25 protein-coding genes are annotated in these 22,942 nt (G+C 66.0%); 13 read left to right on the top strand and 12 right to left on the bottom strand.

Annotated features, from left to right (window positions below; translation table 11 throughout):
* Window positions 1-74 precede the first annotated feature (74 nt).
* The 3 genes from AC1DNG_RS01915 (at window position 75) to AC1DNG_RS01905 (ending at window position 2,514) form a co-directional block, all read left to right on the top strand.
* Window positions 75-461: a hypothetical protein gene (locus tag AC1DNG_RS01915; protein WP_476857036.1), complete on the top strand. Its 387-nt coding sequence runs from the start codon at window positions 75-77 to the stop codon at window positions 459-461.
* A gap of 230 nt (window positions 462-691) precedes the next feature.
* Window positions 692-1,828 carry a sensor histidine kinase gene (locus AC1DNG_RS01910; RefSeq protein WP_476886499.1) on the top strand — a complete coding sequence of 379 codons (1,137 nt, stop codon included), beginning with the start codon at window positions 692-694 and terminating at the stop codon, window positions 1,826-1,828.
* Between the two features lie 71 nt (window positions 1,829-1,899).
* On the top strand, window positions 1,900-2,514 hold the full coding sequence (locus tag AC1DNG_RS01905) for a response regulator (protein WP_476857092.1): 615 nt from the start codon (window positions 1,900-1,902) through the stop codon (window positions 2,512-2,514).
* A 48-nt stretch (window positions 2,515-2,562) separates the two neighbouring features.
* Here AC1DNG_RS01905 and AC1DNG_RS01900 read toward each other — a convergent pair whose 3' ends face one another.
* The 3 genes from AC1DNG_RS01900 to AC1DNG_RS01890 form a co-directional block, all read right to left on the bottom strand.
* The gene (locus AC1DNG_RS01900) at window positions 2,563-2,955 is read right to left on the bottom strand and encodes an SHOCT domain-containing protein (RefSeq protein WP_476886498.1); all 393 of its coding nucleotides are present in this window, start codon (window positions 2,953-2,955) and stop codon (window positions 2,563-2,565) included.
* A 171-nt stretch (window positions 2,956-3,126) separates the two neighbouring features.
* On the bottom strand, window positions 3,127-3,282 hold the full coding sequence (locus tag AC1DNG_RS01895) for a hypothetical protein (protein ID WP_156945122.1): 156 nt from the start codon (window positions 3,280-3,282) through the stop codon (window positions 3,127-3,129).
* 94 nt (window positions 3,283-3,376) lie between these two features.
* Window positions 3,377-3,910: a VOC family protein gene (locus AC1DNG_RS01890; RefSeq protein ID WP_476886497.1), complete on the bottom strand. Its 534-nt coding sequence runs from the start codon at window positions 3,908-3,910 to the stop codon at window positions 3,377-3,379.
* Window positions 3,911-3,992: 82 nt separating this feature from the next.
* Here AC1DNG_RS01890 and AC1DNG_RS01885 point away from each other — a divergent pair, with 82 nt between their 5' ends.
* The gene (locus AC1DNG_RS01885) at window positions 3,993-4,436 is read left to right on the top strand and encodes a DUF3054 domain-containing protein (protein ID WP_476886496.1); all 444 of its coding nucleotides are present in this window, start codon (window positions 3,993-3,995) and stop codon (window positions 4,434-4,436) included.
* Window positions 4,437-4,524: 88 nt separating this feature from the next.
* The gene (locus tag AC1DNG_RS01880) at window positions 4,525-4,806 is read left to right on the top strand and encodes an Lrp/AsnC family transcriptional regulator (RefSeq protein ID WP_028276733.1); all 282 of its coding nucleotides are present in this window, start codon (window positions 4,525-4,527) and stop codon (window positions 4,804-4,806) included.
* Between the two features lie 74 nt (window positions 4,807-4,880).
* Here AC1DNG_RS01880 and trpD read toward each other — a convergent pair whose 3' ends face one another.
* A complete protein-coding gene (trpD, locus tag AC1DNG_RS01875; RefSeq protein ID WP_476858457.1) occupies window positions 4,881-5,942 on the bottom strand; it encodes an anthranilate phosphoribosyltransferase in 1,062 nt (353 codons plus the stop codon).
* A gap of 148 nt (window positions 5,943-6,090) precedes the next feature.
* Between trpD and ctaE the strand changes: the two genes are divergently transcribed.
* From ctaE to qcrB, 4 genes are all read left to right on the top strand, one after another.
* Entirely contained in the window at window positions 6,091-6,729 is a 639-nt protein-coding gene (gene ctaE / locus AC1DNG_RS01870) for an aa3-type cytochrome oxidase subunit III (protein WP_230009034.1), read from the top strand.
* An 85-nt stretch (window positions 6,730-6,814) separates the two neighbouring features.
* Entirely contained in the window at window positions 6,815-7,603 is a 789-nt protein-coding gene (qcrC, locus tag AC1DNG_RS01865) for a cytochrome bc1 complex diheme cytochrome c subunit (RefSeq protein ID WP_476849256.1), read from the top strand.
* A gap of 100 nt (window positions 7,604-7,703) precedes the next feature.
* Window positions 7,704-8,777, top strand: coding sequence for a cytochrome bc1 complex Rieske iron-sulfur subunit (qcrA, locus tag AC1DNG_RS01860; RefSeq protein WP_028276730.1), 1,074 nt, complete (start codon window positions 7,704-7,706; stop codon window positions 8,775-8,777).
* Complete coding sequence (qcrB, locus tag AC1DNG_RS01855) at window positions 8,755-10,431, top strand: cytochrome bc1 complex cytochrome b subunit (protein ID WP_476886495.1); 1,677 nt, start codon at window positions 8,755-8,757, stop codon at window positions 10,429-10,431. Before qcrA ends, qcrB begins: the two co-directional genes overlap by 23 nt.
* Window positions 10,432-10,583: 152 nt before the next feature.
* Here the strand turns inward: qcrB and AC1DNG_RS01850 are convergent, their stop codons facing one another.
* Window positions 10,584-11,375, bottom strand: coding sequence for a GntR family transcriptional regulator (locus AC1DNG_RS01850; RefSeq protein WP_028276728.1), 792 nt, complete (start codon window positions 11,373-11,375; stop codon window positions 10,584-10,586).
* 269 nt (window positions 11,376-11,644) lie between these two features.
* On the opposite strand from AC1DNG_RS01850, the gene AC1DNG_RS01845 reads away from it, so the two are divergent.
* On the top strand, window positions 11,645-11,938 hold the full coding sequence (locus tag AC1DNG_RS01845; RefSeq protein ID WP_028276727.1) for an HPr family phosphocarrier protein: 294 nt from the start codon (window positions 11,645-11,647) through the stop codon (window positions 11,936-11,938).
* Between the two features lie 196 nt (window positions 11,939-12,134).
* Here the strand turns inward: AC1DNG_RS01845 and AC1DNG_RS01840 are convergent, their stop codons facing one another.
* The 5 genes from AC1DNG_RS01840 to AC1DNG_RS01820 form a co-directional block, all read right to left on the bottom strand.
* Window positions 12,135-12,536 (bottom strand): cytochrome c oxidase subunit 4, encoded by a 402-nt coding sequence (locus tag AC1DNG_RS01840; RefSeq protein ID WP_018773077.1) that lies wholly within the window; start codon window positions 12,534-12,536, stop codon window positions 12,135-12,137.
* Window positions 12,533-14,254 carry an aa3-type cytochrome oxidase subunit I gene (gene ctaD / locus AC1DNG_RS01835; protein WP_223917347.1) on the bottom strand — a complete coding sequence of 574 codons (1,722 nt, stop codon included), beginning with the start codon at window positions 14,252-14,254 and terminating at the stop codon, window positions 12,533-12,535. Before ctaD ends, AC1DNG_RS01840 begins: the two co-directional genes overlap by 4 nt.
* Window positions 14,255-14,264: 10 nt before the next feature.
* Window positions 14,265-15,137 carry an aa3-type cytochrome oxidase subunit II gene (gene ctaC / locus AC1DNG_RS01830; RefSeq protein ID WP_028276725.1) on the bottom strand — a complete coding sequence of 291 codons (873 nt, stop codon included), beginning with the start codon at window positions 15,135-15,137 and terminating at the stop codon, window positions 14,265-14,267.
* A gap of 207 nt (window positions 15,138-15,344) precedes the next feature.
* Complete coding sequence (locus AC1DNG_RS01825; RefSeq protein WP_028276724.1) at window positions 15,345-15,734, bottom strand: HesB/IscA family protein; 390 nt, start codon at window positions 15,732-15,734, stop codon at window positions 15,345-15,347.
* Between the two features lie 169 nt (window positions 15,735-15,903).
* A complete protein-coding gene (locus AC1DNG_RS01820; RefSeq protein WP_476849257.1) occupies window positions 15,904-17,334 on the bottom strand; it encodes a M20/M25/M40 family metallo-hydrolase in 1,431 nt (476 codons plus the stop codon).
* 106 nt (window positions 17,335-17,440) lie between these two features.
* Between AC1DNG_RS01820 and AC1DNG_RS01815 the strand changes: the two genes are divergently transcribed.
* The gene (locus tag AC1DNG_RS01815) at window positions 17,441-18,040 is read left to right on the top strand and encodes a DUF3043 domain-containing protein (protein WP_223917351.1); all 600 of its coding nucleotides are present in this window, start codon (window positions 17,441-17,443) and stop codon (window positions 18,038-18,040) included.
* A 102-nt stretch (window positions 18,041-18,142) separates the two neighbouring features.
* Here AC1DNG_RS01815 and AC1DNG_RS01810 read toward each other — a convergent pair whose 3' ends face one another.
* Window positions 18,143-19,216 (bottom strand): quinone-dependent dihydroorotate dehydrogenase, encoded by a 1,074-nt coding sequence (locus tag AC1DNG_RS01810; RefSeq protein ID WP_476886494.1) that lies wholly within the window; start codon window positions 19,214-19,216, stop codon window positions 18,143-18,145.
* Window positions 19,217-19,379: 163 nt separating this feature from the next.
* Between AC1DNG_RS01810 and AC1DNG_RS01805 the strand changes: the two genes are divergently transcribed.
* Together AC1DNG_RS01805 and AC1DNG_RS01800 are read left to right on the top strand one after the other, a co-directional pair.
* Window positions 19,380-21,074, top strand: a complete 1,695-nt coding sequence (locus AC1DNG_RS01805) for an FAD-binding dehydrogenase (RefSeq protein ID WP_476886493.1) — start codon at window positions 19,380-19,382, stop codon at window positions 21,072-21,074.
* 36 nt (window positions 21,075-21,110) lie between these two features.
* Window positions 21,111-22,082: an alpha/beta hydrolase gene (locus AC1DNG_RS01800; RefSeq protein WP_476849260.1), complete on the top strand. Its 972-nt coding sequence runs from the start codon at window positions 21,111-21,113 to the stop codon at window positions 22,080-22,082.
* 6 nt (window positions 22,083-22,088) lie between these two features.
* Here AC1DNG_RS01800 and AC1DNG_RS01795 read toward each other — a convergent pair whose 3' ends face one another.
* Window positions 22,089-22,940 carry an isoprenyl transferase gene (locus AC1DNG_RS01795; RefSeq protein WP_028276718.1) on the bottom strand — a complete coding sequence of 284 codons (852 nt, stop codon included), beginning with the start codon at window positions 22,938-22,940 and terminating at the stop codon, window positions 22,089-22,091.
* Between the last annotated feature and the right edge of the window lie 2 nt (window positions 22,941-22,942).

Raw genomic sequence — 22,942 nt, 5'->3', positions numbered from 1 at the left:
CCACCACAAGACGGCGTGCATCGCACGGCGCAACACGCGTTGCTGCCCAGGACTCGACAAGGGGATGGATCCAGATGCTGTTGGACCAGCTTTCCGCAATACTCGCCTGCGCACTCTTGGCCGGCCTGGCTGTTTTCCAGGTGGCGCTGATCGCGGGAGCACCGCTGGGGAGAATGGCATGGGGCGGACAACACCGCGTCCTCCCGGCCAAACTCAGAATCGGGAGCGCAGCATCCATACCCCTGTACGCCCTCTTCGCTTATGCGGCGCTGGCCAAGTCCGGCTTTGTCCCGCTGTTGGTCAGCGAATCATTTACTGCGATCACCGTGTGGGTGCTGACGGCATACTTCGTGCTCGGAGTCCTCATGAACGCAATCTCCCGGAGCAAACCCGAACGCTTCGTCATGACCCCCACCACGATGGCCCTGGCAGCCCTCTACCTGGTCCTCGCACTCCACTGATCTCGTGCCAGCAGCTCCAGGAGCGGCAACCTGGCAGTACTGGCCGCACGCCAACAACGCCACCATCGCCATGACCCAAGGACCCTCATGCATTCCACGACCGGTACAGTCCGGAGCATGACCGACGCAGGAACACTGCGCACCCCGCAACACTGCCGGGTGTGGCCTTGACGTCGCCGGTTTCGTCGGACGAAGCGCTTCGGCTGGGCGGATGGCGCCCTGGTCCGCGTATGACAGACGTCCTGGCCGCCGTCGCATACACAGGGCCGGCCCTGGCAGCAGCCGTTGCCGTTCCGACTGCCGACGGCCCAGCGTTGGTTCTGCCATTGATGGCGGCGGTGGTTTCCGGCACCGCACTGCTGTTCCGCCGGCAGGCTCCGATGTCTTCTTTCGCCGCCACAGCCGGCATCATGCTCATCACGTTCTCGGTTCCGGCCAGCTTCGCAGCGGTGGCGACAGCCATGGCGCTCTACGCCGTCGGCGTTTACCGGTCCGCACGGCACGCCGTCCTTGCCCTCCTGGCCATCAGCGCAATTCTCCTTGCCGCAGCGGCCCAGCAACCCCGGTCGATGGTGGACCTTGGCCAAGCCGTCCAGGCGATTGCCGTACTAGTGATCGCGACCCTGCTCGGGCTGAACGTACGCATGCGCCGCAACTACGTGTCCGCCCTGGTGGACCGTGCCGACCGGCTGATGCATGAACGCAAGTATCTGGCCAGCATTGCGGCCGCCGCCGAGCGCAACGCGATCGCCCGGGAGATGCACGACATCGTCGCTCATGGATTGGCGGTGATGATTTCCTTGGCCCATGGTTCGGCGGAAATCGCCCCGACCGACCCTGCCCGCGCCGTCCAAGCCATGCGCCAGGTCGCCGAGACAGGCCGCGTTGCGGTGACGGACATGCGCCGGATGCTCGGAGTCTTGAACGAGGACAACACCGGCGAATTGGCCGGCGCGGCAGCACCATCGCCGGGGGTGGGCGATGTTCCCGCACTGGTGGAGCTTTTCCGCTCTGCGGGGCTTCCCGTGGTTCTGCAGTCAGCCGGAGTCGCTCCCGCTGACCCCGGGATCCAGCTGGCTATATATCGGGTCATCCAGGAAGGGCTCACCAACGCGCTCAAATACGCGCGCGCCGCAACAGCTGTCACGGTTCGCTCGCAGTTCACCGGCCAGGAGATCATGGTCTCGGTGACCGACGACGGCCAGCCCGTGGACGCCCCTGCCGACCGTGCTGGGCACGGCGTGGCGGGAATGCGCCAGCGCGTCGCACTCTACGGCGGTACATTGCGCGCGGGACCCCTGACCAACGGTGGATGGTCCGTGACCGCACGGTTCCCGCTGCCGGAAGGAGCCATTTGGAAGCCGTAGCTGCCCCGTCCACGCGCCCGATCCGGGTGCTGCTTGTCGATGACCAAACACTCGTCCGGGCGGGCTTCCGCATGGTCCTGGAAGCCCAGGACGGCGTGGAAGTCGCCGGTGAAGCCGCTGACGGCAGCAGTGGCGTCGACATGTGTCGAACTCTGGCACCGGACGTCGTGCTGATGGATGTGCGAATGCCCGGCACCGACGGGATTGCCGCGACCCGGCGCATTGTCGAGGAGTGCCCGCACTCACGGGTCATTGTCCTCACGACGTTCGATCTCGACGAGTATGCCTTCGCGGCCCTCCGGGCCGGTGCCAGTGGTTTTCTGCTCAAGGATGTGGGGCCAGCTGAGTTGCTCGCTTCCCTTCGGGCCGTCGCCGGAGGAGACGCCGCCATTTCCTCCCGGGTCAGCCGCCGGATGCTGGACCTCTTCAGCCAAAGGCTTCCCTCCGGTCCCCCGGCCGCGGGCGATGAAGCGGTGGCATCACTGACACAGAGGGAACGGGAAATACTCTCGGCCATTGCGCTGGGACTCACAAACACCGAGATCGGGGAACGCCTGACCGTGGCGGAATCAACAGTCAAAACCCATGTGGGCCGCATCCTCATGAAACTCGGGCTGCGCGACCGTGTGCACGCCGTCATCTTCGCCTACGAACATGGCCTGGCCAGCTACCGGCGGCCGAACTGACCGGTGGTCCGAGGGCGGGAAATGCATATACAGGACGCAGCGGGACGGTCAGGCCTGGCTCAGCGCCTTGGCCTTGATGGCGTCGAATTCGCTCTGGGTCAGGGTGCCGGCGTCGAGGAGTTCCTTGGCCTTGGCGATTTCCTGGGAGGGGGACGCCTTGGCCACGGAGCGGATGTATTCCGTTGTTGCGGCTTCGGACTGCTGGGCACTGCGGGCCTGGCGCTCGGCCATGCTGCGGCCCCGCGCGATCAGGTACACGAGAACCGTGAGGAACGGCACAAAGACCAGGAAGATGATCCACACAGCCTTGAGCCAACCGCTGAGTTCGTGGTCCCGGAAAATATCCGAGATAACTGCAAACAGCGCGAAAAGATACGCGATGAACGCGAATGACCAAAAGAACAGCCAAATGAAGTTCCAGAATTGCTCCACGGGAGCCATCCTTCCGTTCTGAGGAGGCCCTGCTGGCATCCTTAAGCGCCAAACTAGCCCCCCCGGGCCGTGCCCCGTTAGGACCAAAGGGCCCGAATTCGGCGCGGGAGCGCCTCTCTGCGGGGTCACCAGAAGGAACTGTGGAGCAGGCGCGGGATGGCGGAACCGGAAGCGGCGGGCCTAGAAGAAGTGCAGCTCACTGGCCGCGTCCGGCGAGGGGTGCACCACGGGAGCCTGGCCAAGTTCGAGCAGGATGTCGTTAATGCTCAGCTGGCCGTCCAGCTGAGGATCCAGCTGCACCGGAACACCAGCCTCCGGAACGGCGTCGCTACTCATGCCACGATCATATGTGCGGACAGTCCCTGGGCCGGGGGGCCACGCCGACCGGGGTCACGGACAGGGGCACCGGACGCCACGCGGACCAGGGGCGTCATGCGCCGTCGTAGGCCTCCTGCAAGGCGGCGATGTCCAGCTTGCGCATGGCGAGCATTGCCTGCATGGCACGCCGGGCGCCGTCGGGGTCGGGGCCGGCGATCAGTTGTCCCAGCACGGCCGGCACAACCTGCCACGAGACCCCGTACCGGTCCTTGAGCCAGCCGCACTGGCTTTCCTGGCCGCCGTCGGTCAGGGCCGACCAGTACCGGTCCACTTCTTCCTGCGACGCGCAGTCGATCACAAAGGACACCGCCTCATTGAAAGTGAAGGCCGGACCCCCGTTCAATGCCGTGAAGGTCCGCCCGTCAAGCAGGAACTGAACGGTGATGGCCTGGCCGGCAGGCCCGGGACCGCCGTCGCCATACCGCGAGACATCGAGGATTTTGCCGCCGTCGAAGATGGAGACGTAGTACTCGGCGGCTTCCTCGGCCTGGCTGTCGAACCACAGGCAGGTGGTGATCTTTTCGCTCACAGCGCTCCCCTTGCGTTTGCCGCGCCGCCGGCAGACTCCGGCGGCGATCAGCGGCATGGGGCCGAGCCTAGCCCGGAGGTGACTTCACACACAACGGTCCCCGCCCGGAGCCCATCCTGACGGGACTAGGCTTGGATGTATGCCTTCTCCAACCCCCAGACTCCCCCGCCCGTCCGCCCAGGACGCTCCCCATTCCGGCCTCCGGCCCGCGCAGACAGCAGCCCTGGCAGCATGCGCGGATGCACTCCTGATTCTGCTGTTCGCGGCGATCGGGCGCGACGCGCACCAGCGCGGGGAAATTATCACCGGCGTCTTTGCGACGGCGTGGCCGTTCCTGGCAGGCGCGGCACTGGCATGGCTGGCCCTGCGGCTGTGGCATGACCCCCTGCGGGTGTGGCCCGCCGGCGTCGCTGTCTGGCTCGGAACCGTCGGCGTGGGGATGATCCTGCGGGCCCTCACCGGGCAGACGGTGGTGCTGCCCTTCATCATCGTGGCCCTGCTGAGCCTGGCCGTTTTCCTCCTGGGCTACCGCCTTGTGGCCGCGGGCGTTCGGCGGCTGCGTTCACGCAGCCGCCAGGCCTAATGCACTAGGCTTGCAGAAGATGGCAGCGCCCGTGCAAGGGCCGCCGACAGGCCCGCAAACGGCGCAACCGATCCGGAAAGGTTCACACGTGGTCACCGCATTCGTCCTGATCAAGACAAACGCTTCACGCATCCCGGAGACCGCCGAGGAAATCTCCGCCATCGCCGGCATCAGCGAGGTCTATTCCGTAACGGGCGAGTGGGACCTGATCGCCATCGCCCGGGTCGCCAAGCACGAGGACCTGGCGGACGTCATCGCGGACAAGCTCTCGAAGGTTCCCGGCGTCGCGCACACCACAACGCAGATCGCATTCCGCGCTTACTCCCAGCACGACCTCGATGCGGCCTTTGCCCTCGGATTCGAGCAGTAGCGAACAACCGAATTACGAACAGCTCACATGAGACGGGCCCGGCAGAAATCTGCCGGGCCCGTCTCATGTGATCTTTAGGCTGTCTGCGACAGGGCGACCCACCTGTCCAGCACCGCGGCCGCGGCTCCGGATTCAATGGACTGCTCGGCGCGGTTGAACGCGGCGGCCATGCGCTCCGCCAGCGGACCCACGGCGTCGAGGTCGAACGCCACCAGCCCGGCCGCGGCGTTGAGCAGCGCCGCATCGCGGGCCGGCCCCGGCGCACCGCTGAGGACAGCCCGGACGACGGCGGCATTGGCCACCGCGTCCCCGCCGCGCAGTTCCTCCAGCGTGGCCGTCCGGATGCCCAGATCGCGCGGATCAAACATCGCTTCAGTTACCTCACCGTTGCGGATCTCCCACACCCGCGACGGGCCGGTGGTGGTGAGCTCATCCAGGCCGTCATTGCCGCGGAAAACCAGGCCGCGGCTGCCTCGCTTGGCCAGCACTCCGGCCACCAGCGGGGCCATTTGCTCATTGGCGACGCCCACCGCCGACGCCTGGACATGTGCCGGGTTGATCATGGGGCCCAGGAAGTTGAACGCCGTCGGAACGCCGAGTTCGCGGCGGGCGACGGCGGCATGCCGCATGGAGGGGTGGAAAACCTGGGCGAAGCAAAACGTGATTCCCGCCTCTTCGGCGTTGAGTGCCACGCGGGGAATGGGGAGATCAAGCCGGACGCCGAGGGCCTCCAGGACATCGGCGGATCCCGACGAGGACGACGACGCCCGGTTGCCGTGCTTGACCACCCGGGCACCCGCTCCCGCGGCGATAAGGGCGGCCATCGTGGAGATGTTGACAGTGTTCTGCTGGTCGCCGCCCGTGCCCACGATGTCCAGCTTCTCACCGGCAATGTCAATGGGGTTGGCGTTGGCGATCATCGCCTCCACCAGGCCGGCCAGCTCATCCACGGTCTCGCCCTTGGCGCGCAGCGCCACCAGGAAACCCGCCACCTGGGCCGGCGTCGCCTCACCGGACATGATGGAATTCATGGCCCACTCAGTGCTCCCGGCTGTGAGGTCGGCGCCGCTGATGAGTGCGTTGATGAGCCGCGGCCAGGTGTTGCCTGCCGCCTGTGCAGATGCCTGTGAAGTCACCTCCCGATGCTATCGAGGTCGGCCCCGCAAAGACCAATGTGAACCCCGCCGGGAACTTTTCCGCGCGAATTCGCGTCTTTGTAGAAAAAGTCCTCCGAAAACGCGGTTTGCGTTGGGCAGGACGGACTTTTATAGACATAATGTCTATGTGACATCTGCGACCCATGCCCCCAGTACCCCGGCGCACCCGACGCTGAACCGCCCGAACATGGTTTCTGTTGGAACCGTTGTGTGGCTGTCCAGTGAGTTGATGTTCTTCGCCGGTCTCTTCGCCATGTACTTCACACTCCGTTCGACTTCCGGACTGATGTGGGCCGAAGAGACAGCCAAGCTCAACTTCCCGTTTGCGCTCGTTAACACGATCGTCCTCGTGGCAAGTTCCTTTACTTGCCAGATGGGCGTCTTCGCTGCCGAGCGGCTCCAGCCGCGCCGGACCGGCGGACGCTTCAGCTTCACCCAGTGGGGGATGAACGGATGGTTCATCCTGACGTTCCTCATGGGTGCCTTCTTCGTCGCCGGCCAGGCGACGGAGTACGCCATGCTCGTTTCCGAGCATGTCTCGCTGTCCTCCAACGCCTACGGTTCGGCCTTCTACATAACGACGGGCTTCCACGGCCTGCACGTCATCGGCGGTCTGATTGCCTTCCTGCTCATCATGGGCCGCTCCTTCGCCGCGAAGAAGTTCGGACACTTTGAGGCAACTTCAGCGATCGTCACCTCGTACTACTGGCACTTCGTGGACGTCGTCTGGATTGGCCTCTTCCTGGTCATCTACGTCCTCAAGTAGTCAGCTTGACTCTTTTTCTACAAGAGGCAGAATTTCAAGAAGCGGCTCCCGGAGCCACCGCAGGATCGAATAAAGGAACCACCACGTGAAGGCACTCTCGCAGAAGCGACGTCACCCACTGGCAGCAATTGCACTGCTGCTGATGGGCCTCTTGGTCACGGGTGGGCTGTACGCCGTTGCCACCACCGTCAACCAGGCCAAGGCCGATACCACCACCTATAGCGCAAGCGACGTAAAGGAGGGCGGCAAGCTCTTTGCCGCCAACTGCGCCACCTGCCACGGCATGGGTGCCAGCGGTTCGCAGGCCGGACCGTCCCTTGTGGGCGTCGGCGCCGCCGCTGTTGACTTCCAGGTCGGCACCGGCCGCATGCCCATGCAGATGAATGGCCCGCAGGCCTACAAGAAGCCCGCCCAGTTCAACGAGGAACAGACCAAGCAGCTGGCTGCTTATGTTGCCTCCCTCGGCCCCGGCCCGGCCATCCCCGAGGCAGGCGTGCTCGATGAGAAGGGCGACGCCGCCAACGGTGGAGAGCTGTTCCGCACCAACTGCGCCATGTGCCACAACGCCGCCGCTGCAGGCGGCGCACTGACCCGGGGCAAGTTTGCCCCTGCCCTCGCGGGTGTCTCCGGGCAGCACATCTACGAAGCAATGGTCACCGGCCCCCAGAACATGCCGGTTTTCAGTGACGCGAACATCTCCCCCGAGGGGAAGCGCGACATCATCACCTACCTGAAGCAGATTGAGGCCAACGGTTCACCCGGCGGCGCCGATCTTGGTGCTTTGGGACCGGTCTCCGAAGGTCTCTTTGTCTGGATCGCCGGGCTGGGCGTCATCATCGCGTTCACCATTTGGCTGACTTCCCGCACTTCATAAGCGGACCTTGCACCTGTAAGAATTTTCTGCTGACCCGTCAGCAGTTTGAATTGAAACCTAACTCGGCACTCGCCGAGACGAGAGAAGGATGAGGCGAATTATGGGCAACCATAGTGACGGCGGTCCGAACGACTCGGGCACCGTAGCTACGGCTGGTCAGAATGAGGTGGAGAAGTTCCAGGATCCTGGAATTCCCCCGCACCGTTTGCGCCTGGCTGACACGGACCCGAAGGCCGCAAAAAAGGCAGAACGGCAGGTAGCCCTTCTGTTCGGCATCTCGGTCGTTGGCACCTTGATATTCCTGGTGGCGTATTTCGCGATCGATCTGGGGCAAGACTCCGCGATCGCCACGATCCGCCTCCAGAATGCCCTGCTGGGCATCGGCACCGCTTTCGCGATGCTGGGCATCGGCACCGGTATCGTCCACTGGGCCAAGGCCCTTATGCCGGACCACGAGGTCTCGGAAGAGCGCCACGCGATCCGCACTGAGGAAGACCGCCAGGCTGCCGTGCGCATCGTCGATGACATCGTCGAGGAAACCGGCATTAAGCGCCGGCCGCTGATCCGCAACACCCTGCTCGGCGCCGTCGCCCTCGCCCCCCTGCCGGCCCTGGCCATCTTCGGTGACCTCGGTCCCCGTCCGGACGACAAGCTGGCCCACACTCTGTGGGCCCCGGCCCCGGACGGCAGGCTCAAGCGGCTGGCCCGCGACCCGGATGGCACCCCCATCAAGGCCGCGGACGTCACCATGGGCTCCGCGTTCCACGTCATCCCCGAAGGGCTGAACGAACTGAGCGAAGGAAAGCTGAACGAGAAGGCCAAATCGGTCGTTCTGCTCATGCGCCTGGACCCGGCACTGCTCAACCCCTCCCCCGAGCGCGCAGATTGGGCCTACAACGGAATCGTTGCATACTCCAAGATCTGCACCCACGTTGGCTGCCCTGTTGCCCTGTACGAACAGCAGACCCACCACCTTCTGTGCCCGTGCCACCAGTCAACCTTCGACCTGACCCAGCAGTGCAAGGTTATCTTCGGCCCGGCCAGCCGCCCCCTCCCCCAGCTGCCTATCGCAGTCGACGCTGAGGGCTACCTCGTCGCCACGAGCGACTTCCATGAACCCGTTGGACCGACCTACTGGGAGCGTGAGCAGCATGTCCTCAACAACAACGCCTGATGCCCCTGTTTTCGTCGCCAAAACCACAGGCGGCCGCATCACCGACTTCGTCGACCAGCGTGTTGGCGGCTCCGGAATCCTCCGTGAATTCGGCCGGAAGGTCTTCCCGGACCACTGGTCGTTCATGTTCGGCGAAGTGGCGCTGTACTCCTTCGTCATCCTGCTGCTCTCGGGCACGTTCCTGACGTTCTTCTTCGATCCGTCCATGGCGGAGACGCATTATGCGGGCTCGTACACCCCGCTGAAGAACGTTGAAATGTCGGTGGCCTACAGCTCCTCCCTGAACATCTCCTTCGATGTCCGCGGCGGCTTGTTCATGCGCCAGGTACACCACTGGGCTGCCCTGCTGTTCGTCGCATCTGTCTCCGTGCACATGCTCCGCGTGTTCTTCACCGGCGCATTCCGGAAGCCCCGGGAACTGAACTGGGTGGTGGGCAGCGTTCTGCTCATCCTGTCCATGGCCGCAGGCTTCACCGGCTACTCGCTCCCCGATGACCTGCTCTCCGGCAACGGCCTGCGCATCATCGACGGCGTCATCAAGTCCATCCCGGTCATCGGCACCTACACCTCGTTCTTCCTCTTCGGCGGCGAGTTCCCGGGCACCATGATCATCAGCCGGCTGTACATGCTCCACATCCTCCTGGTTCCCGCGCTCATCCTGCTGATGATCGTGATGCACCTCTTCATGGTGGTTGTGCACAAGCACACGCAGTACCCCGGCCCGGGCCGCAACGACGGCAACGTCGTCGGCTACCCCCTGGGACCGGTTTACGCGGCGAAGGCCGGCGGCTTCTTCTTCATCGTGTTCGGTGTCGTTGCCATCATGGCGGCGTTCTTCACCATCAACCCGATCTGGAACTACGGCCCGTACGACCCCTCCCCGGTTTCTGCGGGCACCCAGCCTGACTGGTACATCGGCTTCGTTGACGGTGCCCTCCGCCTGATGCCGGGCACGATCGGCGACTGGAAGGTCGAGCAGATCTGGTTCGGCCACATGTTCACGTTCAACGTGCTGCTGCCGGCACTCGTCCCGGCGGGCATCCTCTTCACGGTCATGTTCGCCTACCCGTGGATTGAACGCTGGATCACCAAGGACAACCGCGAACACCACGTCCTGGACCGCCCCCGCAACGCTCCTACCCGTACGGCAATCGGCATGGCCGGTTTCGTCTGGTACTGCGTGATGTGGGCAGCGGCCGGCTCGGACCTCATCGCCACCCACTTCCACGTGGCCCTGAACGATGTCACCTACTGGCTGCGCGCACTGTTCTTCATCGGCCCGGTCATCGCGTTCGTCGTCACCAAGCGCGTCGCCCTGGCGCTCCAGCGCAAGGACCGCGAGATTGCCCTGCACGGCCGTGAAACCGGCCGCATCGTGCGCCTGCCGCACGGCGAGTTCATCGAGGTCCACGCCCCGCTGGATGAATACAAGCGCTACAAGCTGGTCGGCTTCGAGTCACCGGCCCCGCTGCCCGCGGTGCCGAACGAGCACGGCGTCGTTGACCGCAAGGAAAAGCGCCGCGCGAAACTGTCCCGCTGGTTCTTCGAGGACCGGGTTGCCCCGGCCACCCCGGCAGAGCTGGAGGCCGCTCACGGCCACCACGGCGCCCACGAAGCGATCGAAGCCGCTGAGTCGAAGTCGCTGAGCCACTAGGCGGCACCAAGGAATACAAAGGAAGGCCCGGTCCCTTGGGACCGGGCCTTCCTGCGTCCCCCCGAAGCTGCAGAAACAAGAGGGAACGCGGGGTCACGTCGCGCCCATCAACCCCTTCGGGATGGACGCGACGTGACCCCGCGTTGCTGTGGTTAGGGGCGGTACCCCGAGGCGTAGTTCCGGGTGGGCCGGACGCCAGGGCGCTGCAGGGGCACCCAGAGCTTGTAGCGGTCAGCCCGGTAGTAGGACACGGAGTAGTCCACCATGGCGCGGGCCACGAACGCGTGGCGCTGGATCTTGAGCAGCGGGGTTCCGACCTCGACGTTCAGGAGACGGGCCGTGGACGGCGACGCAGCCGTCGCCTCGATCATGTCCTCGCCCCATTCCATCACCAGCCCGTAGCGTTCGCTCAGCACGTTGTAGAGCGATGTGGGCGGTTCGCCGTCCAGCAGGCCGGGAACCCGGTGGGCCGGGATGAAGTTTTCGTCCACGCTCATCGGTTCGTTGTCGGCCAGCAGGAGGCGCCGGAACCTGACGAGGGGTGTCCCCTCCTCCAACTGCAGCTCACGGGCCAGGAACGCGCTGGCGCCAATTTGTTCGAAGCTCAGGACCTTGGCGGCCGGGACCATGCCGCGGCGCTGCATCTCTTCGCTGTAGGAAGTCAGCTTTACCTGGAGATCCAGTTTGGGTTTGCGCACAAACGTGCCCAGGCCCACGACGCGTTCAATCACTTCCTCACCCACGAGGGCATCGATGGCCTGGCGCACGGTCATCCGGGCGAGGCCGAAGCGCTGGGCGAGGTCGCGTTCGGAGGGCAGCGCGGATCCAGGCGGGCACGCGGCGGCGATGTGCGCGCGGAGGATCTCGCGCAACTGCACGTAGATTGGCACCCCGCTCTGACGGTCGATCTCGCCAATCATCTTGGACGCGTTAGTGGACGCCATGGTTCAGCCTCCGGTTGCGGCCCGGCGCGGGAAATACACTCATATCTCAAGGGTAAGCCCGCGACCCGGCAGGTCTAGACCACGCCGCCGACTCAAGTCGTGCCGGGTCCTCCCCCGCCGCTACCCTTGTAGGTACAGGCCGGAGCCGGGGCAATGCCGCCCGGCCTGACGGACTGCCTGCCGGACGCCCTCCACCTGGGTCACCGTTCGCGTGGCCGGCCCGTGCAGCAGCAACACGTACAGCACAACACCAGCATGAGGGAGTCCCGTTGCCAGTTCGCAAGGCAATCGTCACGGCCGCCATCGGCCTCCACGCCCGGCCCGCGGCAGTATTTGTCCGGGCTGTCACGGCGACCGGCCTCCCGGTGACCATCAGCAAGGACGGCAGGCCAGGCGTCGACGCCCGCTCGCTGCTGGAGGTCATGACCGAGGACTTCGAGTGCGGCTGTGAGGTGGAGCTGGCCGTCGCTGCGGACGCCCTCCCGGCCTCCTGCAGCCCCGCAGAGGCAGAGGGTGCGCTGGAGGAACTCCGGATCCTCTTGGAATCGGCAGCCGCCGCCTGAGGGCCTCCCCGCTCCCATTCGGCGGCCCGCAGTGCGGTGCCGCCCTCCAGGAGGGACGCTGCGCAGGCGGGCTGGACGTGCAGGGACGCGCCGCACCCGGCCGGCAGGAACTCAAGAACCAAGACACAACGACGGCGGGCCCCACCAATGGTGGGGCCCGCCGTCGTGCGTTCTGAACTTTTAGTCCGGGTGGGCGCTAGTGCGCGTGGTCACCGCGGCTGTACTCGTAGACCCAGCCGACCAGTGCGACCACTGCCATCCCGCCGGCGATGAAGACGATCCACCAGCCTACGGCCAGGCCGAGGAACCCTGCGGCGCAGGACAGGCCCAGCATCAGCGGCCACCAGCTCCAGGGGCTGAAGTGTCCCTGCTCGCCGGCGCCTTCGTGGATCTCGGCGTCGTTGCGGTCCTCGGGGCGCATGCCCACGCGGCGGCCGGTGAAGCCGAGGTAAGCGCCGATCATGCCGGCGAGTCCGCCAACCAGCAGGATGGCCAGTGCGCCCACCCATTCAGTCCAGTTGGTCAGGTATCCGTAGATGAATGCAACGGGCACGAAGAAGAAGACGCCGAAGCCAAAGATCCTTGATTCGATTTTCACTTGGCGGTGTCCTTCTGGTCGGCGTTACCGAGAGCCGCTGCTGCCGGAGCAGGCGAATCCGCGGTGTAGGACTGGGAGAGCTCCGGATGGTGCAGGTCCAGGGCAGGACGCTCGGAGCGGATGCGGGGCAGGGAGGTGAAGTTGTGGCGCGGCGGCGGGCAGGACGTGGCCCATTCCAGCGAGGCACCGAAGCCCCACGGGTCGTCAACTTCCACACGCTCGTTGCTGCGCCAGGTGATGTAGACGTTCCAGAAGAACGGAATCAGCGATGCGCCGAGGACGAACGAGGCGATGGTGGAGAACTGGTTCATCCACGTGAAGTTGTCCTGCGGCATGTAGTCGGCGTAACGGCGGGGCATGCCCTCGACGCCGAGCCAGTGCTGGATCAGGAAGGTGCCGTGGAAGCCCAGGAACAGCATCCAGAAGTGGATCTTGCCGAGGCGCTCGTTGAGCATCTTGCCGGTCCACTTGGGCCACCAGAAGTAGAACCCGGCGAACATGGCGAACACGACGGTGCCGAAAACCACGTAGTGGAAGTGCGCCACCACGAAGTAGGAGTCCGAGACGTGGAAGTCCAGCGGCGGCGAGGCCAGGATGATGCCGGTGAGGCCGCCGAAGAGGAACGTCGCCAGGAAGCCGATGCTCCACAGCATGGGAGTCTCGAACGTGATGGAACCGCGCCACATGGTGCCGATCCAGTTGAAGAACTTCACACCGGTCGGAACGGCGATGAGCATCGTCATGAAGGAGAAGAACGGCAGCAGGACCGAGCCGGTGACGTACATGTGGTGGGCCCACACAGTCACGGACAGGGCGGCGATGGAGATGGTCGCGTAGACCAGGCCCTTGTAGCCGAAGATCGGCTTGCGGCTGAAGACCGGGAAGATCTCGGAGACGATGCCGAAGAACGGCAGCGCGATGATGTACACCTCAGGGTGGCCGAAGAACCAGAACAGGTGCTGCCAGAGGACGGCGCCGCCGTTCTCGGGATCGAAGATGTGCGCACCGAAGCGGCGGTCGGCGCCGAGGGCAAACAGCGCGGCGGCCAGCGGCGGGAAGGCCATCAGGACCAGGATGGAGGTCACGAGGGCGTTCCAGGTGAAGATCGGCATCCGCCACATGGTCATGCCCGGGGCGCGCATGCAGATGATGGTGGTGATGAAGTTGACGGCGCCGAGGATGGTGCCGAAGCCGGAGAGCGCCAGGCCGAAGACCCAGAGGTCACCGCCCACGCCGGGGCTGAACGTCGTGTTGGACAGCGGCGCGTACGCGAACCAGCCGAACGACGCGGCACCCTGCGGGGTGATGAACCCGGAGACGGCGATCGTGGAGCCGAAGAGGAAGAACCAGAAGGCCAGCGCGTTCAGTCGCGGGAAGGCGACGTCGGGGGCACCGATCTGCAGCGGCATGATGACGTTGGTGAAGCCGGCGAACAGCGGCGTCGCGAACATCAGGAGCATGACGGTGCCGTGCATGGTGAAGAGCTGGTTGTACTGCTCTTTGGTCTGCAGGATCTGCATGCCGGGCTCGAAGAGCTCGGCACGGATCAGCAGCGCCATGATGCCGCCGAAGCAGAAGAAGATGAACGACGCGATCAGGTACATGTACCCGATCGTTTTGTGGTCGGTCGAGGTGATCCAGTTGACGACGATGCGTCCCTTGGACTTCGGTACTACGGGAGCCTCGAGGATCCCGGCGGATTGAGTGTAAGTTGCCACGTCGCTCCCCTTACTTGGTTTCGGCCGGGGCCGGGTTGCGGTCGTACTCTTCACCGAGCAGGCCGGTGTTCCCGTCCTGGCGCAGCTGGTTCATGTGCGCCTGGAACTCCGACTCGGAGACAACCTTCACGCGGAACAGCATTTCGGAGTGGTACTCGCCACAGAGTTCGGCGCACTTACCGTCGTAGGTGCCCTCCCTGGTGGGCGTCAACCGGATGTAGTTGGTCTTGCCGGGAATCATGTCGCGCTTCTGCAGGAAGGCAGGAACCCAGAAGGAATGGATGACGTCGCGCGCGTTGAGCTCGAGGTCAACCGACTTGTTGACCGGCAGGTACAGGGTGGGCAGCTTGTTCTTGTCCACGTCGTTACCGGTCAGGTGCGCCTGGACGCCCGCTTCGTGAACGTCCTCGGTGACGACGTTGCCCTTCAAGTAGTTGAAGTCCCACGCCCACTGCTTGCCGCGGACGTCGACGACGACGTCGGCCGGCGTTGAGCGGTCATCGATCGACTGCTGGTCGCGGTCGGTGAAGTAGAAGAACACCAGGACCATGAACAGCGGGATCGTCAGGTAGAACACTTCAAGCGGAAGGTTGAAGCTGTTCTGGCGCGGGAAGCCCACGGTGCCCTTGCGGCGCCGGTAAGCGACGATGCACCAGATCATCAGGCCCCAGGTGATGATGCCGACGACCAGCGCGGCAATCCATGAGTTGACCCAGAGGTCCATGATGAGGTCAGTGTGATTGGTGGTGCCACGCTCGGTGGGCAACCAGCCCTTCTGTACCTCTGGTGAACATCCAGTCAAAGCCAACGCGCCGGCTAGTGCCAAGCCAGTGATCGTAGTGATCTGTTTGCGTCGGCTGCCGGTTCGGTTCTGCGAACTCACAGACGGCCCTTCCTACTTGTTGCTGTTGCCCCGCAAATTACGGGCAGGGCAAACGAAAAGTTTTACTACTCGGTGTAGAGCTTACCGCTCCCCGGGAGTTTTCGCCCACATGTCCGCACCGTGCGTCGGGAGCTTTTTGTAGGCGCCGCTCGTTGAGGATCCTGCGGCACTAAGGCCGGGCAAAATGCCCGGCCTTAGTGGAAGGAATTAGTGGAAAGAATCTCCGCAGGCGCAGGACCCGCCGGCATTCGGGTTATCGATCGTGAAGCCCTGCTTGGCGATGGTGTCCTCGAAATCGATGCTGGCACCGCTGAGGTAAGGAACGCTCATCTTGTCGACGACGACTTCGACCCCGTCGTAGTCTCGCACTGCATCCCCGTCGAGCAGCCGCTCGTCGAAGTAGAGCTGGTAAATCAGGCCGGAGCAACCGCCGGGCTGCACGGCAACGCGGAGGCGCAGATCGGTGCGGCCTTCCTGCTCCAGCAGGCTGCGGACCTTTCCAGCCGCGACGTCGGTCAGCATGACCTCGTGCGTGGCCAGCTCGCCGGCCTCGGCGGCAGAGTTGCCGGCGCTGTTTTCATTGGTTGTAGTGCTCATGGCCTACCTTCTTGCAACGGTGGTGGCGGCCCCGCTCGCACGGTGCCCGCCCCTACTTAAACGGTATGGGCTATAGCTACATGCTACTTCGCGCAGCCCTGTAGCTCTAACTTCTGACGTAACCGTGGGAGACGGCTGGATGTTCCCCGGGACCCGCCGGGCGCGGGGGCTAGAGCGCGCCTTCGTTGTTCAGGCGCGCGAGCAGCAGGGCCTCGGCGACAATTGCGTTCCGGAAGTCGCCCAGATGCAGCGATTCGTTGGCGCTGTGGGCTCGGGAATCGGGATCCTCGACGCCGGTGACCAGGATCTGCACGTCCGGGTAGAGCTCGGTGAGGTCCGCGATGAAGGGGATCGATCCGCCGATCCCCATTTCGACGGCGGGCACCCCCCAGGCTTCGCCCAGGGCCCACATGGCCATGGACGCGGCCTTCGAGCTCGTGTCCGTCAGGAATGAGTTGCCGCTCTCCCCCGGGGTGAACACCACCTCAGCGCCGAACGGGGCGTGGGTTTCGACGTGCTGGCGGACAGCCTCCATGGCGGCTGCCGGGTCCTGACCCGGGGCCAGGCGCAGGCTGAACTTGGCCCGGGCCCGCGGCAGCAGGGTGTTGGAAGCTACGTCCACGGCCGGGGCGTCAAAGCCGATGATGGACAGGGCGGGCTTGGTCCACATGCGTGAGGCAATGCTGCCGGTCCCGGCGAGCTTCACGCCGTCGATCACGGAGGCGTCGGCGCGGTACTCCTCCTCGGTGAGGTCGACAACCACGTCATCGCGGCTCACCAGGCCCTTGATCGCGACGCTGCCCTCGTCGTCGTGGAGGGTCGCGATCAGGCGGGCCAGCAGGGTCGGGGCGTCGAGCACGGGGCCGCCGAACATGCCCGAATGCACGGCGTGGTCCAGGACCTTGACCTCGATGGTGCCGTCCACCAGGCCGCGCAGGCTGGTGGTGAGGGCCGGAATGCCGACCTTCCAGTTGCTGGAGTCCGCCACGACGATCACGTCGGCGCGGAGCAGTTCGCGGTGGGTTTCCAGGAACTGCCGGAACGTTGGCGAGCCGGCTTCCTCTTCGCCCTCGAAGAAGAACGTCACGCCCAGGCCCAGTTCGTCACCGAGCACCCGCGTCACCGCAGAGTAGGCGGCGATGTGCGCCAGGATGCCGGCCTTGTCATCGGCGGCACCGCGGCCGAAGAGCCTGCCGTCGCGCTCGACGGCGGTAAAGGGGTCGGTTTCCCACAGTGCCAGGTCGCCAGTGGGCTGGACGTCGTGGTGGGCGTACAGCAGGACTGTCGGCTTGCCCTCCGCGGCCGGGCGGCGGGCGACGACGGCGGGCCCGCCGGGCGTCCCGTCTTCCTTGTCGCAACGGAGGATCCGGACGTCGTCGAAGCCGCTGGCCCGCACGAGGCTGGCGACGGCGTCGGCGCTGCGGTTCAACGGGGCAGGATCAAAGCTCGGCCAGGCGATGCCCGGTATGGCGACAAGGTCCGTCAGCTGGCCGATCGTCTCGTCGAACGATTCGGCAACGGCCTGGCGGAGGGCCTCGGCATCGATGGTGCCCTCGTGGTCCATGGTGGTCTGCGGGTTCCCCGCGGTAGATGAAGTCATGGCCAAAACACTACCCGTGCTCTGAATCACTACAAACAGCGTCACGCCCGGGCCTGCGCCGTGTGGGCTGGGTCTCGGGCCTGTGTCTGCGGGGTATTCTTTAGGGGTGTTTGGACGTAAAAAGGAAGCGCCATCGGCGCAGGACGTAGTTGACCAGCAGGCATCCGAGGCAGCAGCCCGTAGCGCCGTGACCGGCAAGGGCGCACCCACGCCCAAGCGCAGCGCCCAGGAGGCGGCCCGCAAGCGGCCCCTCGTGCCGGAGGACCGCAAGGCTTCCAAGGCGGCCGAGCGCGCCGCCGTCACGGAGCAGCGGCTCAAGATGCGGCAGGCCATGGACACCGGTGACGAGAAGTTCCTGCCGCTGCGGGACAAGGGTCCGCAGAAGCGGTTCGCCCGCGATTTCGTCGATGCCCGCTTCAGCCTTGGCGAGTTCCTCATGTTCGGCGCCCTGCTGTTTGTCATCATCTCCTTGCTCGTGCCGGCCTCCAGCGCACAGATGGTCTACGTCCTGGGCGCATTCTGGGTCATGTTCCTCGCGGTCTTCGTGGACGTCTTCATCCTCTCCCGCAAGCTCAAGAAACGGCTCGGCGAAAAGTTCGGCGACGTCGAGCGCGGCACGGTCTGGTACGGCTCCATGCGCTCCCTGCAGTTCCGCCGCCTGCGCCTGCCCAAGCCCCAGGTCCGGCGCGGCGAGTTCCCCGCCTGACATTTCCCTTCCACGATTCTTCAACCAAGAAGCCCCCGGCAGTCACCTGCCGGGGGCTTCTTGGTTGCGGAGACCGGTCCGGGCCCGATCGCAGCGTAAGGTCTAGCGCCGGCTCGGGTGGGTGGCCAGCAGCCGGTTGATGCGGGCGGCCCAGAAAGGCCCCTCGTAAAGGAACGCCGTGTAGCCCTGGACGAGGGTGGCGCCGGCGTCCAGCCGTTCCTGCACATCCTGTGCCGTTTCGACGCCGCCCACCGAGACCAGGGTCAGCGCCCCGTCGGTGACGGACTTGAGCCGGGCCAGGACCTCCAGGGACCGTTTCTTCAGGGGCGCCCCGGAAAGACCTCCTGCTCCGCACGCCTCGACGTTGTCGGGCCCGGAGGCGAGCCCGGTGCGGGCGATCGTGGTGTTGGTGGCGATGATGCCGTCCAGCTTCAGGTCAAGCGCCAGGCGCGCGACGTCGTCGATGTCCTCATCACTGAGGTCGGGCGCGATCTTGACCAGGAGCGGAACGTGGCGGCCGGCGGCCTTGTCCGCCTCCTCCCCCACTGCGGCCAGCAGCGGACGCAGGGTCTCCACGTCCTGCAGCAGCCGAAGCCCGGGGGTGTTGGGCGAGCTGACGTTCACCACGAGATAATCCGCTGCGGGGGCCAGGCTGCGCGCGCTGATCAGGTAATCGGACACCGCATCCTCGAGCCCGACCACCTTGCTCTTGCCGATGTTCACCCCGATCACCGGCCGGACGCCGGGGTGCTGGCGCTGCAGGGCGGCGCGGGCGGACTTCAGGCGCGGGGCCACCGCCGCGGCGCCGTCGTTGTTGAATCCCATGCGGTTGATGACGGCCCTGTCCTCCACGAGGCGGAACAGCCGCGGCGCCGGGTTCCCGGGCTGGGCCTGGCCGGTGATGGTGCCGACCTCCACATGGCCGAAGCCGAGCTCCGCCAGCGCCTCGATGCCGTGGCCTTCCTTGTCGAAGCCGGCCGCAAGGCCGAACGGGGACGGGAAGGTCAGGCCTAACGCCTGGGTCTGCAGCGACGCCGCGGGGGCGGTGAACTTCTGCAGCAACCGCCCGGCACCGCAGCTGTGGGCGAGGCGGATGGCCTTGAACCCGATCTTATGGGCGCGTTCGGCGTCCATCCATGAGAAGGCCAGCCGGAAAAATGTGGGATATACGCGCATGCCTCTAGTTTTCCGGTTCGGGCCGCGCAGACCAAACCAGCGCGCGCGCCGGCACGGTTGTGACTGCCGTTGTGACTGCCCGTTGTGACTGCGGTTGTGACTGCGGCGCCCCGCGCCCCGGGCCCGGCGGCGGAAGTGCTCCGACGCGAGTTAGCATGAAGCCATGACCAGCAATGAGGGTGTCGGAACGGGCGGCCGTGGGGCTTCGGGTCGCGGGATCGAGGCCGACGTTGTGGTGGTCGGCGCCGGCCTGGCAGGGCTCGTGGCCGCGGCCCAGGCCTATGCGGCCGGCCGCCGGGTGGCGGTGCTCGATCAGGAACCCGAGGCCTCCGTCGGCGGCCAGGCGCACTGGTCTTTCGGCGGCCTCTTCATGGTCAACACTCCGGAACAGCGGCGGCTCGGGGTGCGGGACAGCGAAGAGCTGGCCCTCGCCGACTGGCATGCGTCCGCGGGATTCGACCGGCCGCAGGACGCCCTGGCGAAGGAGTGGGCGGCGGCGTACGTGAACTTCGCCGCCGGTGAGAAGCGTGCCTGGCTCGCCTCGCTGGGCGTCGGGCTGTTTCCCCTGGTGCAGTGGGCCGAACGCGGCGGCTACGGCCCGGACGGCCACGGCAACACTGTCCCGCGCTTCCATGTCGTGTGGGGCACGGGACCGGCGCTGGTGGCCCCCTTCCTTGCCAAACTGCGCGAAGGCGAAGCCGCCGGCCGCGTGTCCTTCCATTTCCGCCACCGCGCCACCGGGCTCGTGAAAACTGCGGGCCGGGTGAGCGGCGTGCGCGGCGAACTGCTCGAAGCCAGTGGCGCAGGCCGGGGTGAAAGCTCTTCCCGACTCCCTGACGGTACTTTCGAGGCTGCGGCCGCGGCCGTGGTGGTGACAAGCGGCGGCATCGGCGGCAACCACGATGTGGTCCGCAAGCAATGGCCGGGCGGCGCGGCGCCGGAGCGGATGTTGAGTGGCGTTCCGGCATCCGTGGACGGGGACTTCCTCCCGGCCGTGGGCCGCGCCGGCGGACACCTCATCAACGGGGACCGGATGTGGCATTACCCGGAGGGTATCCACAACCATGCCCCGGTCTGGCCGCGGCACGGCATCCGGATCCTGCCCGGACCGTCGGCCCTGTGGCTGGACGCGACGGGGCGGATGCTCCCGCCTCCCCTGTTTCCGGGTTTCGATTCGCTCGGCGCCCTGCGCCACATCCTGGCCACGGGACATGCCCATTCATGGTTCGTCTTGAACCGCAGCATCGCGCTGAAGGAGTTCGCGCTGTCAGGATCCGAGCAGAACCCGGATCTCACGGGCAAGGACGTCCGTCGGCTGGTCTCACGGCTGAAGCCCGGCAGCGATACACCGCTGCAGCGGTTCCTGGACCGCGGGGTCGACTTCCTGCAGGCAGCGGACCCCGCCGGGCTCGCCGGGCAGATGAACGATCTGACGGGCGGGCAGCTCATCGACCCCGCTGCCCTGGAGCAGCTGATCCGCGACCGGGACCGGCAGTTTGCCAGCGGGATGGGCAAGGATCCGCAGCTGGCGGCGATCCGGGCAGCGCGGCGTTTCGCCACCGACAAGATCATGAGGGTCGCCCCGCCGCACCGGCTTCTGGATCCGCGGCACGGTCCCCTGCTCGCCGTCCGGCTCTCGGTCCTGACGCGCAAGAGCCTTGGCGGGGTGCAGACCGACCTGCAGTCGCGGGTCCTGGATGCCGCCGGGCAGCCCGTGCCCGGGCTGTTCGCGGCCGGTGAAGCCGCAGGGTTTGGCGGCGGCGGAATCCACGGCTATCGGTCCCTCGAGGGAACGTTCCTGGGCGGATGCCTCTTCTCCGGACGTTCCGCGGGCCGGGCCGCTGCGTCCGCGGCCTAGTCCGAGCAGGCACTCAGCAACACAGGAGGAAAGTCGATGCAGTGGCGGACCGACATTCTCGGGGACGATTTCCAGGCGTGCACCTTTGAGGCCGTCAGCCCTGACGGTGTGCTGCGCACTGCCACCCTGGTCCGCCATACCCCGCTCCCGCCGGCACCATCGGCGCTGCCGGCCCGGGCGGTGCTGTTCCTGCACGGCTGGAGTGACTACTTCTTCAATGAGGAGCTCGCGGAATTCTGGGCGGGGCAGGGGTTTGAGTTTTTCGCCCTCGACATGCACAACCATGGCCGCAGCCTGCGTCCGGGCACCCACGGCGGCTACGTCGCGGACCTGGACAACTACGACGCCGAGATCACTGCAGCGCTCGGGATCATCGGCTCGCTCAGGCCGGACGGTGCGGCGCCGCAGGTGACGCTGATGGGACACTCCACCGGCGGCCTGATCGCGGCGCTGTGGGCCGACAGGCATCCGGGGATGGTGTCACAACTGGTCCTGGACAGCCCATGGCTGGAAGTCCACGGCAGCCCCGCCCTGCGCCGCGCCGCGCGGACCATGGTGGAGCCGTTCGCCCGGTTCTGGCCGGAGTCTGTGATCCGGCTGCCCGAGCGGGCCTTCTACTGGCGCAGCATCAGCAGCGCCGCGGAAGGCGAATGGGCCCTGGACGATGCCTACCGTCCGCCGCACGCCTTTCCGGTCCGCGCCGGCTGGCTCAGCGCCGTGCTCGCCGGGCAGTCCAAGGTGGCGCGTGGCCTGAACATCGACGTGCCCATCCTGGTGCTCATCTCGGGCGCCAGCGCCAACGGGATGTTCTGGAAGGAGTCCATGCGCCGCACGGACGCGGTCCTGGACGTGAACACAATCGCCCTCCGCGCGCTCAGCCTGGGCCGCACCGTGACGCTGGAGCGGATTGACGGCGCCCTGCATGACGTCTTCCTCTCCGCCCCGCGGGTCCGCGCGGACGCCTATGCCCGGCTGTCCCGGTGGATCAGGGCGTACGTCTACGACTGACGCGGATCAGCTGACCTGGCCGCCCGCGGCGGGAGCGGCGTCGATGGCTCCACCGTAGCGGCGATCCCGCTGTGCATAGATCTCGACGGCGTCCCACAGCGTCCGCCGGTCCACGTCCGGCCACAGGGTGTCCATGAACACGAACTCGGCATAGGCCGACTGCCAGAGCATGAAGTTGGACAGCCGCTGTTCCCCGGAACTGCGCAGGAACAGGTCCACGTCCGGCAGGTCCGGCTCGTCGAGGAACTTCTGGATGGTCCGCTCGGTGATGGCCCCCGGCTTCAGCCGGCCCTGGGCCACTTCCTCCGCAATCGCGGAGACGGCGTCGGCGATCTCGGCCCGTCCGCCATAGTTGACGCACATGTTCAGGGTGCAGGTGCTGTTGCCCCGGGTGTAGTCCTCGGCCTCTTCGAGTTCGCGGATCACCGAGCCCCACAGCTTCGGGCGCCGCCCGGACCAGCGGATCCGGACCCCCCATTCATCGAGCTGGTTCCGCTGCCGGCGCAAGACATCCTTGTTGAAGCCCATCAGGAAGCGCACCTCCTCAGGGGACCGCCGCCAGTTCTCGGTGGAGAAGGCGTACACACTGACGTATTCGATCCCCAGCTCGATCGCGCCGGCCATGACGTCCAGCAGGGCAGGCTCCCCTGCCTTGTGGCCCTCGATCCGGGGCAGGCCCCGCTGGTTCGCCCAGCGCCCGTTGCCGTCCATGACGATCGCCACATGCCGCGGGATGAACTCCGCGGGAATCGCGGGCGGAACAGCGCCGGACTGGTGCGGATAGGGAGCCACCACCGGGGTGGTCCGCCGCCGGCCGTTGGACTGTTTCGCCTGGCTTTTATCCAGGTTCTTTCCCAGGC

The sequence above is a fragment of the Arthrobacter sp. 01T425 genome (assembly GCF_056398725.1).
The sequence above is the reverse complement of the archived record's forward strand: the minus strand, read 5'-3'. Positions and strand labels throughout refer to the sequence as shown.